Source organism: Microtetraspora glauca (genome assembly GCF_040656155.1).
Taxonomy (GTDB): domain Bacteria; phylum Actinomycetota; class Actinomycetes; order Streptosporangiales; family Streptosporangiaceae; genus Microtetraspora; species Microtetraspora glauca.
Window position 1 is genome coordinate 1 of record NZ_JBFALK010000031.1, and the last position, 17198, is coordinate 17198.

Below are 17198 nucleotides of genomic sequence, written 5' to 3' on the forward strand. Positions count from 1 at the left end.
ACGGCTCTGCCGATCACGGCGACGGCACCGACCCCTGTAACGCGAACGCGTCCGACGCTGGCGGCGGCCGGGCTGACGACACCGACGCCAGCGCGGCCCCCTCCGCTCCATCCGACCATGGCGACGGCATCGATACGTGTGACCCGGACGGCTCTGGTGATGGCGAGGCTGCCCACACCGACACAAGCGCGGCCTCCTCCGGTCCCGCCGATCACGGCAACCGCATCGGTGTGTTTGACGCGTGCGGCGCCGGTGGCGGCGACCTCAGCCCCAATGCGAGCCTCAGAGATCCCCTCGGGGGTAGCGACGCCCCTGGCTCCGAGGCGAGTGCCCACAGTCCCGTCCACAACGGCGGCGACGTCTGCCCCCCCGAGCCCCGCGACAGCGACCCTGACGCGGGTCCGCCCGCCCCCGGCCCCGGACCCGACCCCGGTCCTGGCGCTGGTCCCGGGCCTCTTGATGGCGACCCTGCTGGTCGCGCCCCGGGGTCCGGTCCCGATCCTGGTCGTGATCCTGGTCCTGGTCCTGGCGATGGTGGCCCCGCCGACCCCGCCCCGGGGTCCGATCCCGACCCCGATCCTGGTCCTGGTGGTCCCGCCGGTCCCGCCCCAGGGTCCGGTCCCGACACTGGCCCCGGCTCTGGGGTCGAGTCCAACGCTGCCCCTGCTTCTGGGACCGGTAGCAGCAACCTGCAGACGGGCCTGGCAGGCGCGGGCACCATGACAGGAAGCACGGAGAACGAGAACGGGACTGCGGTCGGCGTAGCCGGCGCGGTGGGGGCGGTCGGGTTCGCGGCCGGTGAGCTACGGGTCCAGGTCTCCACCCTGATGCACCTGGACGACCTGCCCGCCGAACTCGCCGGATGGGGACCCATCCACGCCCAGCTGGCACGCCGGCTCGCCAAACGTCAGATCGGCGGCGAGTGGCGGTTCGCCATCTGCGACGAACAAGGACAGCTCCTGCACGCCGGGATCACCCGACGCCGCCCCACAGGATGGCCCCGCCACCCCGCACCCGACCCTGCGCACGGTCTCGGTCTCGGTCTCACACCCGGCCTACCCTCCCAACCCCTCGCGGGTGACAACCGGGATGGGAGCGATCCGGCGGGCACGGCCAGGGTAGGGATGACGCCTGCCCGCACACCGGCTGCCGGGCAGGAAGACGGCGACCGGCCGGGCGAGGCTCTTCGCGCGAGGCCGACCTCGGTTCGCCGTCGCGGGATCGTCGAGCTCCAGCTTCCGCTGGCGTTGCTGCGCGAGCTGCACGCCGACCTCTACGCCCAGGGCGGCTGGGCCGGTGTGATCGCCGACATCATGCGTCAATACGACGAGGTGACCGAGAAGGTTTCCATTCCCAGCGACGAACCCGCTGAGAAGTCCTCCCAGCCTGGCGACGACAACGGACACGGTGGCGACGGACATGGTGGCGACGGACATGGTGGCAACGGTCATGGTGGCAACGGTCATGGTGGCAACGGTCATGGTGGCAACGGTCATGGTGGCAACAGTCGTGGTGGTGGCGCGGATATCGCCGATCCAGGTTTCGAAGGCCGCGCCATCGCGGACTTCGGCGCCGGCCAGTCTGCTGAGGCCGGCTCGGGCGGCCCTGCAGCCGACCACAGGCAGGATCCAGCCACCGGCCGCGACACGACTGCCAGGGATGAGCGGCGGCGGTTCCCCAAAACCCGGCTGCGGCGACAGATCGAGATCCGCGACAGAGTCTGCTCCCACCCCGGATGCCGAGCACCTGCGACCCGGTCGGAGATGGACCACACCCGCCAATACGCGAACGGCGGCCCCACCACCGAACACAACCTCGCCGCCGCATGCGCACACGACCACGACCTACGCGACAACGGCTGGCAGGTCATCCAGACCAGCCCCGGGCACCTGACCTGGATCAGCCGGACCGGCCACACCTATCCCGTGCAGCCGCCACCGATCATCGAATCCCTACCCGAGCCGTTCGCACCCAACGGCTGGACCACCCGCGGGGCGGACACCACCGGCATCCAGCAGGCGGGCGGCTCCGCAGCGGACACACGGCGGCGTCCCGGCTGCGGCGGCCAACCTCGAGCGGACTCCGCCGGCGCCCCGGCGGCCGAACCCGCTCGCCCGCTCCAGAACCGCGACCAGCACGTCATCGCCGTGGGCGGCGCGAAGGGCGACCACCTCGATCGGGTCAGCGGCCGGCCGGGTGCCGCCGGAGACGGCCACAGCACACACCGCCACCGCACACACCGCCACAGCACACATAGGCCGAACAGGACAGGCCTTGCGGTGAGCGGGTACGGCGCGGGCAGCATCACCGATCCCGCCAACGACGAACTCCCATTCCTGCCGACCTGGAACTACGAACCCGCCTGGTGGGAACAGCCCGTACAAGATCGAGCAGAACGTGCCGAAGCCGAGACACCACCTGTTCCGCTATCCGACCCAGCGGACGATATCCCACCCTTCTAGGGCGAAAGTGGATCAAGGGGCTGCGCGCCGTCTGGCATGTGTCGTGTGATGCTGGCGCAATGACTGATCGACGCGAGGTGGTCATCGTCCGCTGGCCAGGTCGGAGCCCTTCGACCGCTGAAGGCGGGCTGGTCGAGTTGCTGGCGGCCTACCATCTGCGGACGGAGGCAGAGAAGGGCGAAGCTGTTACCGATGTGGACGGGTTGCCGGACCGTTACAAGGCGGAGGTCCTGGACCCACGAGCCGCGTTCGTCGATGATGCGGTGCTGGTGGCGATGAGCGGCGATACCGCCGTGGGCTGCCTGGTGGTGACCGCCCCCGTCGGGGGACGGTCAGAGATCAAGAGGCTTTGGACGGACCCGGCATATCGCGGCCAGGGCATCGGGTCCGGCCTGGTCGGCGCCGCGCTTGCACATTGCGCGGACAGCGGCGTCCGCACGGTGAGGCTGTCGGTGTGGGAATGGCGGGCAGATGCCGTCACCCTGTACGAGCGGCTCGGTTTCACCGTCACCGAGTCATGGGACGAGCGGGATCAGCTGGTGTGCATGGAGCGCACGGTGTGAGTCATCACGGTTCCTGTGATCAGCAGAACGCGGGGACTCGCGAGTACCCATCCGTTCATAGTGACATCTGGGGACCCGCCGGTCCGGTTCCGGACGGGGTGCTTGACGCTTGCCGCGCCCGCGGTGCCCTGGTGGGTGAGGACGATCGCCGCGGGCCGGGGACGTACCGGAGGCGGCGTCAGCGCGAGAACCGGTAACGCAGGAGGAGGCCCATACGGCGGATCGGGGGGATCAGTTTCATGATCCGGCAGGCGATCCGGTAGTGCGGTGGCAGCCGGTCGATCCAGGGCAGGTCCACGGCGGCCAGTTCGGTGAGCAGGGTGAACCGTGGATCCCAGCTCTCCAGCCGGCGGGGGTCGTCGAGGCCCCAGGTGAGGGTGGCGCCGGCGGCGCGTAGGGCACGGTTGAACCGCTGGGCCCGTATGCCGAGCGGGCTCACCGCGTCGAAGACGAACTGGCCGCGGGGGAAGCGGTCGATGATCCGGTGGACGAGCGCCTCCATGGTGGGGGCCGTCAGATACATCGTGAGCCCCTCGGCCACGACCAGCGTGGGGCGGTCCCCGGGGATCTCGGCCGTCCATTCCGGGTCGGTCACCGAGGAGCCGATCAGCCGACAGCCGGCGCGTTCGGGATACAGGCGGCGGCGCAGCTCGACGACCTCGGGATAGTCCACATCGAACCACCGGACGCCGGCGGGAGGGGCGACCCGGAAGACCCGGCCGTCGAGGCCGCAGCCCAGATGCACGACGGTGGCGTCGGGGTGGGCGGCGAGGAACTGGGCGGTCCACTCGTCGAACTGCCTTCCCCGCATGGCGACGCCGGTCGCCTCACCCCGGCTCAGGTGGAAGCGCGTGAAGTCGTACGCGATGCGGCGGACCGTCTCCTCCGCCATCGTGTCCCCGAGGACGGGGTGGTCCGAGCGGCTGTCGAGCGCTCTGCCGTACAGGGTGGCGAGGAGGGTCTGCCGTGCGCCGGTGAAGGCGACCTTCTCGGTGGTCACCCGCGCGTGATACCCGGGACGGGCGCGTTGACGCGATCCCGGGCGGGGCGTCCCGGAACCGGTTTCCGAGGGTCGGCACGACGGGTCGGCGCCCGGGGCCGCGTCCTATTGTTGGCGCATGAGCAAACACTTTGACGTGGTCGTGCTGGGCGCCGGCCCAGGGGGATATGTCGCTGCCATCCGCGCGGCCCAGCTCGGGCTCAAGACGGCTGTGATCGAGGAACGCTACTGGGGTGGCGTCTGCCTCAACGTCGGATGCATTCCGTCCAAGGCGCTGCTGCGCAACGCCGAGCTGGTGCACCTGTTCGCCAACGAGGCGAAGACGTACGGCATCCGCGTGGACGGCCAGGTCGGGTTCGACTACGGGGTGGCCTACGAGCGCAGCCGCAAGGTCGCGGACGGCCGGGTCAAGGGCGTCCACTACCTGATGAAGAAGAACTCGATCACCCAGCTCGAGGGCCGCGGCCACTTCACCGACGCCCACACCCTCCAGGTGGCCTTGAACGACGGCGGTTCGGAGACGGTGACGTTCGGCTCCTGCATCATCGCGGCGGGCGCGACGCCGAGGCTGCTGCCGGGGACGTCCCTGAGCGAGCGGGTCGTGACGTACGAGGAGCAGATCCTCAGCGACAAGCTGCCGGGCAGCATCGTGATCGCCGGGGCGGGGGCGATCGGCGTGGAGTTCGGCTACGTGCTGAACAGCTACGGCGTGGACGTGACGATCGTGGAGTTCTTCGACCGGATGGTCCCGCTCGAGGACGCGGAGGTGTCGGCCGAGCTGGCGCGGCGCTACCGGAGGCTCGGCGTCAACGTCCTCACCTCCACGAGGGTCGAGGGCATCGACGACACCGGCGAGAAGGTCCGCGTGACGGTGTCACACGAGGGCAGGCAGCAGGTCCTGGAGACCGACAAGGTGCTCCAGGCCATCGGCTTCCAGCCGAACGTCACGGGATACGGCCTGGAGAACACCGGCGTACGGGTGACCGACCGGGGCGCCATCGACGTGGACGGCCGGTGCCGCACCAGCGTCCCGCACATCTACGCGATCGGCGACGTCACGGCGAAGCTGATGCTCGCGCACGCGGCGGAGGCCATGGGCGTCGTCGCCGCCGAGACGATCGCGGACGCGGAGACCATGGAGCTGGACTACGTCATGATCCCCCGGGCGACGTACTGCCAGCCGCAGATCGCGAGCTTCGGCTGGACCGAGGCGCAGGCGCGCGAGCAGGGCTTCGACGTCAAGGTGGCGAAGTTCCCCTTCAGCGCGAACGGCAAGGCACACGGCCTCGGCGACACGGTCGGCTTCGTCAAGATCCTCAGTGACGCGACGTACGGCGAGTTGCTCGGAGCGCACCTGATCGGGCCCGATGTCACGGAACTCCTGCCGGAGCTGACCCTGGCGCAGCAGTGGGATCTGACCGTCAACGAGGTGGCGCGCAACGTGCACGCGCACCCGACGCTGGGCGAGGCCGTCAAGGAGGCGATCCACGGCCTGGCCGGACACATGATCAACATGTGAGCCACGGGAGCGTGCGGCCCTGACCTGACACCGGGCCTGGCGGGTCAGGGGGCGTCCCGGTCGCGTTCGGCGAGCAGCCGCGCGGTCTCGTCCGACACCTCGGTGGCGAGGATCGCCGACACGACGTCGATCAGGTGGCTGGTGAAGAGCCGGTCGTCCCTGCCCTCGGGGCCGCCCGCGCGCCGGGCCAGCTCGACGTACGCCACCCGGATCGCCATGAAGCGCTGGTGCAGGCGTCGTACGGCGGTCTCGGGGAGCAGCGGGGCGACGAGCCCGCGCCAGCGGTTGACGCTCTGCGCGGGATCGTCCCGGATCCCGCCGAGCGCGGGCAGGTGGGTGCGGTGGACGAGCTGTTCCATGATCCGCAGGTAGGCCCGGCCGCCGTCGGGGTCGGCCAGCTTCGCGGCCAGGGGCCGGACGAGGGCGGCGGCCAACGCGCGCCGGGCCGCGCCGTCGGGAAGGTTCCCACCGGACTCGTACGCGTCGAGCAGCCGGTGGCGGTGCGCCTCGATCGCGGGATGGTGCTTGGCGAGGACCGCGCCCAGCAGGCCCTGGCGGTCCCCGAAGTGGTACTGCAGGGCCGTCGAGTTGCGCTGCCCGGCGGCGGCGTTGATCTCGCGCAGCGACACGCCCTCGATGCCCCGTTCGGCGAACAGGCGCTCGGCGGCCTCGACCAGGCTCCTGCAGGTGGCCTCCGGGTTGGGCGGCATGGGCCCGGTTCCTCCCTTGTCGGCGGATGGATCACTCGTTATCGTAATCAGGCACTTGCCTGAAATGGGGGTCCGATGGCCATCGATTTCACGCTCGCTCCTGAACATGAGGAGATCCGCCGCCGCGTACGGACCTTCGTGCGGGACACGATCGTCCCGGCGACCGAGGGCCTCGACCCGGGCGGGCGGCGCGACGAGTACCTCCGCGTCATCTTCGGGCTGCGCGAGCGGGCGAGAGCCGAGGGGCTGTGGCTGCCGCACATGCCGAAGGAGTGGGGCGGGATGGGGCTCGGCCACGTCGAGTTGGCCATGGTGCAGTCCGAGGCGGCCAAGACCCGGCTCGGGCCGTGGGTGCTCAACTGCGCCGCGCCCGACGAGGGCAACATGCACACCCTGCTGCACTGGGGGAGCGAGGAGCAGAAGGAGCGATATCTGCGGCCGCTGCTCGCCGGCACCGTGATGTCGTGCTTCGCGATGACCGAGCCCGAGGTGGCCGGTTCCGATCCCACGCTCATCCGTACGAACGCCGTCAGGGACGGCGACGAATGGATCATCAACGGGCACAAGTGGTTCATCTCCAACGCGCGCCGGGCGAGCTTCGCCATCCTCATCGCGCGGACCGAGCCCGACGTGCCCGAAGGCGTCCGAGGGGCGACCACGGCCTTCCTCGTCGACCTCCCCCAGGAGGGGTGGCAGGACGTCCGCGAGATCGAGACCATGCACGGCTCGACCGGTCACAGCGAGATCGTCATCACCGACCTGCGGGTGCCCGACGGGCAGATCCTCGGCGGGCGCGGCAACGGGCACAGGCTCGGGCAGTACCGCCTCGGCCCGGCCCGGCTGGCGCACTGCATGCGCTGGATCTCCCAGGCGGAGACGGCGCTGGACATGATGGTGGATCGGGCGGTGAACCGCTACAGCCATGGCTCGACGCTGGCCGAGAAGCAGGGCGTCCAGTGGCTGATCGCCGACTCCGCCATGGAGTTGTACCAGTGCAAGCTCATGGTGCTGCACGCCGCATCGAAGATCGACAAGGGTGAGGACTTCCGCACCGAGGTGTCGATGGCCAAACACTTCGTGGCGGGCAGTCTGGGCCGCATCATCGACCGGGCGATCCAGGTGCACGGCGCGCTCGGCTACTCGACGGACACCCCGCTGGCCCACATGTTCCAGCAGGCGCGCTGGGCCCGCTTCGCGGACGGAGCCGACGAGATCCACCGGATGCGCATCGCCGAGCGGACGATCGCGGCCTACCGCGACACCGGCTCGACCAGCGCCGCGACAGGAGGGCTGCCGCTGTGACGTACCGAACCGAGGGCACGGTCGCTCTGATCACCGGGGGTGCGGGCGGCATCGGCGCCGCGGTGGCCCGCCGGCTGGCGGGGGACGGGGCGAGGCTCGTCCTCGCCGACGTCGACGACGACGCCGGTACGGCTCTCGCCGCCGAACTCGGCGCGCTGTACACGCACTGCGACGTGTCCCGCCCCGAGGACAACGCGGCCGCGGTGGCCGCCGCGACCGAGCGGTACGGCCGGCTCGACCTCGCCTTCCTCAACGCCGGCGTCGCCTCGGGCTGCGGGCTCGGCGCGGACTTCGACCTGGCGCGCTACCGGAGGGCGATGGGGATCAACCTCGACGGCGTCGTGTTCGGCGTGAACGCCGCGATCCCGGCGCTGGTCGCCTCCGGCGGCGGCACCATTGTGGCGACCGCGAGCATGGCGGGCATCGTGGGCATCCCGCACGACCCCATCTACGCCGCGAACAAGCACGCCGTCGTCGGGCTGGTCCGCTCGCTCGCCGACAACCTCAAGCCGCTCGGCATACGGGTGCAGGCGCTGTGCCCGTCGTTCGCGGACACCGCCATCATCGCGGACAGCCGGTCCATGCTGGAGGAGATGGGATTCCCGATCCTCGACGTGTCCGAGGTCGTGGACACGTTCGTCCGGCTGCTCGACGGCGAGGGGACGGGGGAGTGCTGGTTCGTGATCCCCGGCCGTGAGAGCGAGCCGTTCGGCTTCCGCCGCGCTCCGGGGCCGCGCCTGGCGCGGAAGGACTGATCCCGCCGTGAGTCAGCGCCAGGAGAGCGCGGCCCGGGTGTCCCAGTAGGTCTCCGGGTCCTCGGCCAGCCCGGCGAGCCGCTCGTCGAGCTCCTGGTCCCACTCCACCCCGGTGGCGGTCAGGTTGCTGCGCAACTGCGCCGTCGAGACCGCGCCGCTCAGCACCACGCCTGCCCACGGCCGCGCGAGCACGGCGGCGAGCGCGACCGCGTCCGGCGTGACGCCGCGCTCGCGGGCCGCCTCGGCGAGAGCGGCCGGCGCCGCCCTGGCGGTCAGCCGCCCGTTCGCCACCGCCTCCTTGACGATCACTCCCAGGCCCGCCTCGTGCGCGCGGGCGAGCGCCGCCTCGCAGGAGCGCTCGAACAGGTTCCAGGTGGACTGCACCGTGTCGAAGACCCCGCTCTCGATCGCCCGCGCGATCGTGCGGGCCTGGCGCGGCCCGGTCGTGCTGAGCCCGATCGCGACGTGCTCCGCGCGCAGCGCGTGCAACCGGACGAGCACGTCCTCGTCGTCGAGCACCCCGCTCTCCACGGTCGCGGAGTGGATCTGGTAGAGCGAGAGGTACTCGCCGAGCAGGGCCCGGGTCTGCTCCAACTGGCGGCGCAGCTGCCCCGCCGACAACTCCTTCACCTCGTGGTACCCGGCGTCCATCCTCCACCCGCCGACGTACGCGTAGCCCCACTTCGAGCCGATGGTCGCGGCTCCCGGGGCGATGCCGCGGTCGCGCAGCCACCCGGCGAGGAACTCCTCGGCCATGCCGTACGAGCGGGCGGTGTCGAAGTAGCGCACGCCCGCCTCCCAGGCCGCGTCGAGCAGGGCCCAGGCCCGATCCCGCATCGCGGGGACGCTCCGGTCCGCGCCGAGATCCTCGGCCCGGCCGAGCGTGATGTACGCGGGACGGCCGACCGCGGCCAGCCCGAGGCCGAGCGGGGTCACCATCAGGCGGGTACGGCCGAGCGGGCGTAGCGCGCGTGCGTCCATGCGGCACAACATAACGCCGCGCGCAAACGATCATGACACGCGGCTCCCTCTGCCGACGGGCCGTGTCGCCGGTGTTTCGGCAGCGTGGAGGGGGGAAGGAGGTGTCGTCAACCGCAATCCGGATCGGGAGAACGTGGATGGCTCCATGGCACCTTCGTGATTTGAAAGAGGAAGACCTGGACCAGGTGGTCAGGGTCTGGGAGGACTCCAGGGACACCTCGGCGGATCCGATAGTGACGCTGTCGGAGGGGATCGGCGCGGTCGGGCGCGGCGCGCCCGGTGTCGTCGCGGTCGTCGGCGCCCAGATCGTCGGGGTGGCCGTCTCCTCGGCGAACGAGGACCGGGCCTGGGTGCTGAAGCTCGCCATCGCCAGGGAATGGCGGCACCGGGGCATCGGCTCGGCCCTGCTGTCGGCGGTCGAGGAACGCCTGGCCCGGCTCGGCGTGCGCCGCATCGGCGCGCTGCTGCCGGAGCACGAGGTGGGGGAGAACGCCTTCATCAACTCCGGGTACGCCCACCGGCCCGACATCAGCTATTTCGAGAAGCAGCTGCCGCTGGCCAGGGCCGAGGTCACGATCCTCGACCAGCTCGGCGGTGCCGTACCGGGGCCGCGCCTGTGGGACAGGATCGCGGGCATGGAGGCGGAGAAGGCGCTGATCGAGCGCCGCCTGGTCATGCCGCTCGAACACCGGGACGTCGCCGCGCACTACGGGCTTGAGCCGCCTCGCGCGGTCATCCTGTTCGGCCCGCCCGGCACCGGCAAGACGACCTTCGCCAGGGCGGTCGCCTCGCGGCTGCGGTGGCCGTTCGTCGAGGTCTTCCCGTACCAGCTGGCCGGGGATCCGCTGGGTGTGGCAGGTGGACTGCGGCAGCTCTTCTCGCAGGTCGAACATCTGGAGCAGGTGGTCCTGTTCTTCGACGAGGCGGAGGAGATCGCCTCGGAGCGGCGCGATCCGAGCTCGCTCGCCCACCGGGTCACCAACGAGCTGCTCAAGCTCATCCCGGTCTTCCGGCAGCGGGACCGGCGGCTGCTGATCTGCGCGACCAACGCCATCGGCAGCCTCGACTCGGCGTTCCTGCGGCCGGGCCGGTTCGACTACCTGATCCCCGTCGGCCCGCCGGACGCGGCCGCGCGCCGGGCCATCTGGGCGCGCTACATCGGCCCGGACCGCCTGGCGCAGGTGGATCTCGACGTGCTGGTGGAGGCGAGCGACCGGTTCACGCCCGCCGACATCGACTACGCGGCGCGTACGGCGGCGCAGACCGCGTTCGAACGGCACCTCGCGCAGGGGTACGACCCGCGGCCTGCCCGGCTCACCGACGACTACCTGGACGCGATCGGGAGCACCCGCGGCACCCTGACGGACGAGGACATCGACGCGTTCGACCGCGACCTCAGGATCGCGGCTCGGGTATAGCGGCGGGGGTCACCGCGGGGGTCACCGCGGGGAAGAGGCGCGCGGCGTTGTGGTGGCAGGCGGCGCGCAGCCAGTCGTCCCCGAGCCCGAGCCCGGCGAGGGCCTCCAGGGCCTCCGCGTACGGATAGGGGATGTTGGGGAAGTCGCTGCCGAACAGGATGCGGTCCTGGAGATCGAGCAGCCGGGGCAGCTCCGCCTTCGGGAACGGCGTGGCCTCCTCGGTGAACCCGGTGAAGGCCATCGTGGTGTCCAGGTGGACGTACGGATGGCGGGCGGCCAGGTCGAGGAACTCGGCGTACTCCGGCAGACCCATGTGAGCGACGATCAGCCGCAGCCGGGGATGCCGGGCGAGCACGGCGCCGATCGGGCCCGGCCCGGTGTGCCGTCCCGGCGCGGGCCCCGAGCCGCAGTGCGCCACGACGGGGACTCCGGACTCCGCGAGCACGCCCCAGACGTCGTCGAGGAGCGGGTCGCGCGGGTCGTAGGCCCCCACCTGGAGGTGCGCCTTGAACACCCGGGCGCCCGACTCGATCGCCTCCGTGACGTACCGCGTGGCGCCGGGCTCGGGGAAGAAGGTCGCGGTGTGCAGGCAATCGGGCGTGCACCCGGCGAAGTCCGCGGCCCAGCCGTTCAGCCAGGCCGCCATGGACGGCTTGTGTGGATAGAGCATCGAGGTGAAGGCCCGGACGCCGAACGAGCGCAGCCGCTCGACCCGTTCGTCCTCCTCCATCCGGTACGTGATCGGCCAGGGGCGGCCGATCAGCGGGCCCACGGCGTCGAAGTACGCCCACACCTTGGACAGGACCCGTTCCGGCATGAAGTGCGTGTGCACGTCGATCAGCCCGGGCAGGCCCAGACCCTGCCAGAACGCGGTGACCCGGTGAATCTCCTCCGACTCCGTCATAACGCCTCACGTTAGCTGGAATCGGGACCGGCGCGGTGTCTGCGCACCATGCCCGCCGCGAGGGGAGCCTCGGCGAAGTCCCCGGCGGCGATCCGCGCCGCCACGGTCCGGCGTACGAGCCGGTCGGCCAAGCGCGGCGCGTGCCTGGCCAGCATCATCTCGACCCGTCCGCGGGCGGTGGTGGCCACGTCACGGGGGGCGCGGCGCGCCGTCAGCGCGCCGACGACCGCGTCCACCACGCCCTCCACCGGTTCCGGCCTGGACACCGCGTCGAGGGACAGGCCGGCCCGCCGGGTGCTGTCGTGGATCGGGCTGCGCACCATGCTCGGATAGATCGTCGTCACGCCGACGTGCGTTCCGACCTCGAGCCGGAGCGCGTCGGCGTAGGCGGCCAGCGCGCGTTTCGAGACGCCGTACGCGGCGGCGAGCGGCAACGGCAGGACCGCCATCCGGGAGGCGATGAAGACCACCCGCCCCCTCGCGCGTACCAGATGCGGCATGAGCGCGGCCGTGACCCGCCAGGCGCCGACGAGGTTCAGCCGCAACTGCGCGTCCACCTCCTCGTCGGGAGCGAGTTCGGCCGGCGCCGGGCCGCCGCGCCCGGCGTTGTTGACCAGCGCGTCGACGCCGCCGAGGAGCGCCACGGCCTCCTCCACCGCGGCGTCCACGGACGTCTGGGACGTGATGTCGCAGGTGATGATCGGTACGCCGGCGTCCTCGGGGCGTACGACGTCCAGCCCGACCACGTGCGCGCCCGCGCCGACGAAACGTTCGCTCATGGCCCGGCCGAAGGTGCCGGCCGCCCCGGTGACCAGGATCCTGCGACCGGCCAGGCCACGCCCGGGGGAGGAGCGCCCGGGGGAGGAGCGCCCGGGGGAGGAGCGCAGCTCTTTCCTCATGATCCGGAGGTACTCGTCGATGTCGATCCGCATGTGCGGCCTCCGCTCGCCCCATCGGGCCCGGGCGTTGGCGAGTTCGGCGGAGGCGACCTTCGAGGCCGCCTCCGGACCCGGCGGCCGGTACCTCCCGGCGCGGAGGGCGGCCACCAGCCGGCCCTGCGCCTCGACGACCGGCAGCGCCGACCCGGTGGACTGCATCAACCCGACGTAGCTGAGCGACGTCTCGCCGACGGGCAGGACATGGCGGTACAGCAGCAGCCTCGCCGGATCGGCCACCGTGTCCGCGTCGAGGAACGGCACCACCGCGCGGTATCCGGTGCACCAGATGATGTGGTCGACCTCGTCCACCCGGCCGTCGGTGAAGTGGACCCGCGACCCGTCGAGACGGGAGATGCCGTTCCGGGCGAGCACCTTCCCGGCGGCCACGAGCGCGGGAACGGAGTCGCTCAGGGTGGGGTGGTCCTGGAGCAGGCCCTGCCGGGGCGCGGGAAGGCGTGGTCCCGCGGGCTTCCTGTCGGCGACCCTGAGCATCGTCTGCGCGATCACCTGCCGTACCCGCCAGGGCAGCAGGGCGGCCAGGGCGCCGTTGAGCTGGTCGGAGGGACGGCCGAGCAGCCGCTTGGGCACCACCCAGACCCCTCGCCTGGCCGACAGCAGCACGGCCGAGGCGTGGCCGGTCAGCTCGGCGGCGATGTCCATCGCGGAGTTGCCCGTGCCCACCACGAGCACGCGCTTCCCCGCGAACTCCGCCGGGGTGACATAGCCGTGCGCGTGGGACTGGGTGCCGGTGAACGACCCGTTGTAGGGCGGGTCGGGATAGCGCGGCACGTGGTTGTGGCCGTTGGCGACCACGAGATGCTCGACCGTCTCGTGGCCGCGCCCGCCGGGGCCGTCCAGGACCAGCTCCCACCCGTCGCCGGAACGCCGCGCCGACTCGAGCGTCGTACCGAACCGGAACCGGTCGCCCACCCCGAAACGACCGGCGTACGCGAGCAGGTATTCCAGCATCTGGGCCCGGGTCGGATAGTCCGGCCAGTGCGAAGGCATGGGGAAGTCGGAGAACTGCGTGCGCGGCTTGCTCGTGTTGAGGTGGAGACCGTCGTAGGCGGCGGTGCCGTCGTCCAGCCGCCACAGGCCGCCGAGCGCGTCCGCGCGCTCGATGCCCAGCACGGGGACGCCCGCCTCGATCAGCGCCTTGACCGTGGCTATCCCGGCGGCGCCGCCGCCGACGACGGCGGTCATGCCCGGCTTCCTGGAGTCCATCACGCAGCCTCCGATTAATCCATCGACTGATGGAATACTAGCGGGATGCGGCGTTCGCGCCAGGGGGTGCGTAGAGCAGATCGATCAGCCGATGGGCGTAGGCGCGGAACTCCCGCTTCTCGCGGGCGACGGCCACGGCCCCCGCGCCCGCGGCGGTCAACGCCGCCACGTGCCCGTGCGCCGCCCACACCAGACCGCGCACGGTGACGTGAGGGGTCGGCTCGATGATGAGCCCGCGGGCGGCCGCGTCCAGCAGCGCCTGCTCGATCTCGTGGTAGATCGGCAACGCGTACGCCTCGTCCAGCGGCGCGTGGCGGGTGGGGTCCAGCCAGCGCCGGAGCCACAGGAACGTGGTGTGCGGATGCTCGTCCAGGAAGTCGACGAACGTGTCCACCACGCCGTGCACGGCGGCGACCAGCTCCGTGGGCGACGCCGAGCGCGCGGCCTCCGCCACCGCGCGGACCGAGGGTTCGAGGGTCGCGCGCTCCAGTTCGAAGACCCGGGCGAAGCACGCCTCGCACAACGACGCCTTGGACGGGAAGTGGTGGTGCACGCTGGAGACGTCGATCCCGACCTGACCGGCGATGTCGCGCATGGAGACGCCGTCGAACCCGCGCACGGCGAAGAGCTCGGTCGCCTTCGACAGGATGCGCTCGGGCGTGGCCGGTGCGGAAAGGTCGCGTGGCGGCCGCCCGCGGCGACGCGCGCGGGGCGTGGAGACGTCTTCCTCGCTCGTCTTCATGCCTCAAGTCTGGCCGCGTGCGCGCCGGCCTCGCAATCGATCGCCCGCTGGATTACCGCCGGCCGGCCTGACCATGGAGTTCGTCATCCGCGGATCCCGCGAGTGGCAGGGCGCGGGTCCACAACATCCACCCCAGCATCGCCCAGTACGCGCCGGCGAGTAGACCGCCACCCAGGCTGGACAGCGGAATCGTGCACAGCCAGGTCAGCGGCAGCGGTACGGCCAGAGCGAGGGGGAGGCGCCGTCGGCGGCACACGGCCACGGCCACGGCCATGAGACCGGCGAACCACAGCAGGTTCGCCGGGATGGCGACCGCGGCGAAGAAGGAGGCGTCGTGCCCGAGGACGTTGGAGATGGTGCCGACCGCGGCCAGCAGCACCATGCCCGTGACGGCCACGAGCGGCCACCAGCGGGAACCCGCCCATCGGGCGACCGTGAGGACGACGGGGATCTGCAGGATCAGCAGCGTGGCGAGGCAGGCGAGGGTCACGTGCTCGACGCCGACCACCGTCTCCTCACCTGAGGGGGTGTGCACGAGCTGCAGCGTGCCCGCGACGAGGGAGGCGATCGCCGTCCCCGCGGCGCACAGGGCGAGCGTCCGGGAGGTCCCCGCCGGATCCTGGGAAGCGGGGGAGTGGGAAGCGGAGGCTGGAGAAGTCATGCCTCCAGCGTGCTCGGACGCGATGTCGCGCACATCGCCGTCACGGCGCGCGGATCTCATCCTCACGGCGCGAGCCGGCGCGACCTGAGGATGACCCCGGCCACGTCCGGCGGGGGACGTCGCGGGTGACGGCAGCGGCTACGGTGGCCGCGTGGATCCCCTCTCCCGGCTGGCGCACGTCCCGGCCCGGCCACCACGGTCGGACTACTGGCTCGCCGCGTTCCTCGGCGTGTGGGCACTGGTGGAGGCGGTCGCTCTGCCCGGACCCGGCCCTCTCGCGGTACGGGTGCTGTTCGCCCTGGTGGTGTCGGCACCCCTGGTGCTGCGCCGCAGGTTTCCGGTGCCGGTCCTGCTCGCGATCGCGGTCGCGCTGGTGGTCCGGGCGTACTTCGCGACCACGTTCGAGCCCGGGGCCACGCCGTTCCCGGCGCTGCTCGTCGCCACGTTCTCATGCGGCCTGTACGCGCGACCGGCCTGGCTGGCATGGGGCAGTGCCCCGGTCGGGGCGGGCGCGATCGTCGCGGCCACCTATCTCGACTACTACACCGGCGCCCCCGGGCCCGGTGACTACGCCCTGCTGTCGTTCTTCTGCCTCGGGAGCTGGGCTGGGGGGCGGGTCATCCGGATGCGGGTGGCGCAGGCCGAGGAGGCGGCCCGCAGGAAGGACGAGGCCGCCGCCCGGTCCGTCGCCGAGGCCGCCGCCACCGAACGTGCACGCATCGCCAGGGAACTGCACGATGTCGTCGCGCATTCGCTCTCGATCATCGCCATGCAGGCCGGCGCCGCCGAACGCCTCATCCACACCCGTCCCCAGGCCGCCGAGGAGCATGCCCGTACGGTCCGGCGCACGGCCCGCGAAGCATTGATAGAAATGCGTCGTCTGCTCGACGTCCTGCACGAGACGGCCGAGTACCATCCGGTGCCCGGCCTGTCGGATCTCACCACATTGATCGACGAGGCGCGCGAGTCCGGCACCGGTGTGGAGTTCGTCGAAGTCGGCGAACGCCCCTCGCTCGCACCCGGTTTGGAGCTGTCGATCTACCGCATCGTGCAGGAAGCCCTGACGAACACCCGGCGCCACGGTCGGACGGGACAGGCCCGGGTGACCATCGCCTATTCGGACTCGGGCACCACGGTCACCGTGTCCAACCCGGATCCGTCCCGGGGATCGATCCCGTTCCGTGCGGGCAGAGGACTCACCGGAATGCGCGAGCGCGTCGGGCTGCACGGCGGATCACTCGACATCCTGCGGGACGACGCCGCGTTCACCGTCACCGCGCGGTTCCCCGCCGAGGAGCGCCCGCTGTGACCGGCACGACGATCACCCTGCTGATCGCGGACGATCATCCCCTCGCCAGGAGCGGGCTCGCGGCGATCCTCGCGGAGGAGCCGGACATCGAGATCGTCGGGCAGGCGTCCGACGGCGACGAGGCGGTACTCCTCGCCCAGCGGCTCCGCCCGGACGTGGTCTTCATGGACGTGCGCATGCCCGGCGTCAACGGAGTCGAGGCGACCCGGCGCATTCTCGCCACCACCGAACGCACCCGCGTGGTCATGCTGACCACCTTCGACCTCGACGAGCACGTCTACGACGCCCTGCGGGCCGGCGCCGCCGGGTTCCTGCTCAAGGACACACCACCAGACCAACTGTGCGACGCCGTACGGCGATGCGCGGCGGGCGAGACGATGCTCTCGCCGCCGGTGCTCGCCCGCATGGTCGACAAGCTCGTGGCCCTTCCACCCGCGCGACACGCACCCGACTCCCGTCTGGCCGACCTCACCGAAAGGGAGACCGAGGTGCTCACCCACCTCGCCCGAGGCATGTCGAACGCCGAGGTAGGGCGGGCGCTGTTCCTCAGCGAGGCCACGGTCAAGACCCATGTGGGACGGGTCCTGACCAAGCTGGGCCTGCGGGACCGAGTCCAGGCCGTGGTCTTCGCGTACGAATCCGGCCTGGCCACTCCCGGATCGCGCCACTCCGACGCCGATCCGGGATAGCCCGTGCCGGCAGCGGGTACC

At 71.5% G+C, this 17198-nt stretch carries 15 protein-coding genes; 8 read left to right on the forward strand and 7 right to left on the reverse strand.

All coding sequences use genetic code 11. From position 1 onward, the window contains the following. Positions 1 to 1124: 1124 nt before the first annotated feature. Together AB0I59_RS38160 and AB0I59_RS38165 are read left to right on the forward strand one after the other, a co-directional pair. Positions 1125 to 2462: an HNH endonuclease signature motif containing protein gene (locus AB0I59_RS38160; RefSeq protein WP_358141078.1), complete on the forward strand. Its 1338-nt coding sequence runs from the start codon at positions 1125 to 1127 to the stop codon at positions 2460 to 2462. Positions 2463 to 2521: 59 nt separating this feature from the next. Then, positions 2522 to 3025, forward strand: coding sequence for a GNAT family N-acetyltransferase (locus AB0I59_RS38165; protein WP_358141081.1), 504 nt, complete (start codon positions 2522 to 2524; stop codon positions 3023 to 3025). Positions 3026 to 3203: 178 nt separating this feature from the next. Here AB0I59_RS38165 and AB0I59_RS38170 read toward each other — a convergent pair whose 3' ends face one another. After that, on the reverse strand, positions 3204 to 4025 hold the full coding sequence (locus AB0I59_RS38170) for a class I SAM-dependent methyltransferase (protein WP_061259134.1): 822 nt from the start codon (positions 4023 to 4025) through the stop codon (positions 3204 to 3206). 118 nt (positions 4026 to 4143) lie between these two features. Here AB0I59_RS38170 and lpdA point away from each other — a divergent pair, with 118 nt between their 5' ends. Beyond that, positions 4144 to 5544: a dihydrolipoyl dehydrogenase gene (gene lpdA / locus AB0I59_RS38175; RefSeq protein ID WP_358141084.1), complete on the forward strand. Its 1401-nt coding sequence runs from the start codon at positions 4144 to 4146 to the stop codon at positions 5542 to 5544. A gap of 44 nt (positions 5545 to 5588) precedes the next feature. Here lpdA and AB0I59_RS38180 read toward each other — a convergent pair whose 3' ends face one another. Further along, positions 5589 to 6254 (reverse strand): helix-turn-helix domain-containing protein, encoded by a 666-nt coding sequence (locus AB0I59_RS38180; RefSeq protein WP_358141087.1) that lies wholly within the window; start codon positions 6252 to 6254, stop codon positions 5589 to 5591. Between the two features lie 75 nt (positions 6255 to 6329). On the opposite strand from AB0I59_RS38180, the gene AB0I59_RS38185 reads away from it, so the two are divergent. Then, positions 6330 to 7556, forward strand: a complete 1227-nt coding sequence (locus AB0I59_RS38185; RefSeq protein ID WP_061259137.1) for an acyl-CoA dehydrogenase family protein — start codon at positions 6330 to 6332, stop codon at positions 7554 to 7556. Beyond that, complete coding sequence (locus AB0I59_RS38190) at positions 7553 to 8311, forward strand: SDR family oxidoreductase (protein ID WP_358141090.1); 759 nt, start codon at positions 7553 to 7555, stop codon at positions 8309 to 8311. Before AB0I59_RS38185 ends, AB0I59_RS38190 begins: the two co-directional genes overlap by 4 nt. Before the next feature lie 12 nt (positions 8312 to 8323). On the opposite strand, the gene AB0I59_RS38195 is transcribed toward AB0I59_RS38190, so the two are convergent. Continuing rightward, a complete protein-coding gene (locus tag AB0I59_RS38195; RefSeq protein ID WP_358141093.1) occupies positions 8324 to 9292 on the reverse strand; it encodes an aldo/keto reductase in 969 nt (322 codons plus the stop codon). Positions 9293 to 9453: 161 nt separating this feature from the next. Here AB0I59_RS38195 and AB0I59_RS38200 point away from each other — a divergent pair, with 161 nt between their 5' ends. Next, positions 9454 to 10710: an ATP-binding protein gene (locus AB0I59_RS38200; RefSeq protein WP_358141096.1), complete on the forward strand. Its 1257-nt coding sequence runs from the start codon at positions 9454 to 9456 to the stop codon at positions 10708 to 10710. Here the strand turns inward: AB0I59_RS38200 and AB0I59_RS38205 are convergent. From AB0I59_RS38205 to AB0I59_RS38220, 4 genes are read right to left on the reverse strand one after another with little or no spacing between them, the layout of a single operon-like run. After that, positions 10688 to 11614, reverse strand: coding sequence for an amidohydrolase family protein (locus tag AB0I59_RS38205; RefSeq protein ID WP_358141099.1), 927 nt, complete (start codon positions 11612 to 11614; stop codon positions 10688 to 10690). The two genes, AB0I59_RS38200 and AB0I59_RS38205, sit on opposite strands and share 23 nt — an antisense overlap. 11 nt (positions 11615 to 11625) lie before the next feature. Continuing rightward, entirely contained in the window at positions 11626 to 13776 is a 2151-nt protein-coding gene (locus AB0I59_RS38210) for an SDR family NAD(P)-dependent oxidoreductase (protein WP_358141255.1), read from the reverse strand. A gap of 37 nt (positions 13777 to 13813) precedes the next feature. After that, positions 13814 to 14518 carry a TetR/AcrR family transcriptional regulator gene (locus AB0I59_RS38215; protein WP_358141102.1) on the reverse strand — a complete coding sequence of 235 codons (705 nt, stop codon included), beginning with the start codon at positions 14516 to 14518 and terminating at the stop codon, positions 13814 to 13816. A gap of 52 nt (positions 14519 to 14570) precedes the next feature. Further along, positions 14571 to 15179: a hypothetical protein gene (locus AB0I59_RS38220; protein ID WP_358141106.1), complete on the reverse strand. Its 609-nt coding sequence runs from the start codon at positions 15177 to 15179 to the stop codon at positions 14571 to 14573. A gap of 151 nt (positions 15180 to 15330) precedes the next feature. Between AB0I59_RS38220 and AB0I59_RS38225 the strand changes: the two genes are divergently transcribed. Then, complete coding sequence (locus AB0I59_RS38225; protein WP_358141108.1) at positions 15331 to 16488, forward strand: sensor histidine kinase; 1158 nt, start codon at positions 15331 to 15333, stop codon at positions 16486 to 16488. Continuing rightward, positions 16485 to 17177 (forward strand): response regulator, encoded by a 693-nt coding sequence (locus tag AB0I59_RS38230; RefSeq protein ID WP_061259146.1) that lies wholly within the window; start codon positions 16485 to 16487, stop codon positions 17175 to 17177. Before AB0I59_RS38225 ends, AB0I59_RS38230 begins: the two co-directional genes overlap by 4 nt. Positions 17178 to 17198 lie beyond the last annotated feature (21 nt).

What these genes read in the sequence shown, in the direction of transcription:
- AB0I59_RS38205 (WP_358141099.1), bottom strand. Translation starts at nt 11,614, where the DNA reads ATGACGGAGTCGGAGGAGATTCACCGGGTCACCGCGTTCTGGCAGGGT.
- AB0I59_RS38185 (WP_061259137.1), top strand. Translation starts at nt 6,330, where the DNA reads ATGGCCATCGATTTCACGCTCGCTCCTGAACATGAGGAGATCCGCCGC.
- AB0I59_RS38220 (WP_358141106.1), bottom strand. Translation starts at nt 15,179, where the DNA reads ATGACTTCTCCAGCCTCCGCTTCCCACTCCCCCGCTTCCCAGGATCCG.
- AB0I59_RS38160 (WP_358141078.1), top strand. Translation starts at nt 1,125, where the DNA reads ATGACGCCTGCCCGCACACCGGCTGCCGGGCAGGAAGACGGCGACCGG.
- AB0I59_RS38215 (WP_358141102.1), bottom strand. Translation starts at nt 14,518, where the DNA reads ATGAAGACGAGCGAGGAAGACGTCTCCACGCCCCGCGCGCGTCGCCGC.
- lpdA (WP_358141084.1), top strand. Translation starts at nt 4,144, where the DNA reads ATGAGCAAACACTTTGACGTGGTCGTGCTGGGCGCCGGCCCAGGGGGA.
- AB0I59_RS38180 (WP_358141087.1), bottom strand. Translation starts at nt 6,254, where the DNA reads ATGCCGCCCAACCCGGAGGCCACCTGCAGGAGCCTGGTCGAGGCCGCC.
- AB0I59_RS38195 (WP_358141093.1), bottom strand. Translation starts at nt 9,292, where the DNA reads ATGGACGCACGCGCGCTACGCCCGCTCGGCCGTACCCGCCTGATGGTG.
- AB0I59_RS38210 (WP_358141255.1), bottom strand. Translation starts at nt 13,776, where the DNA reads ATGGACTCCAGGAAGCCGGGCATGACCGCCGTCGTCGGCGGCGGCGCC.
- AB0I59_RS38165 (WP_358141081.1), top strand. Translation starts at nt 2,522, where the DNA reads ATGACTGATCGACGCGAGGTGGTCATCGTCCGCTGGCCAGGTCGGAGC.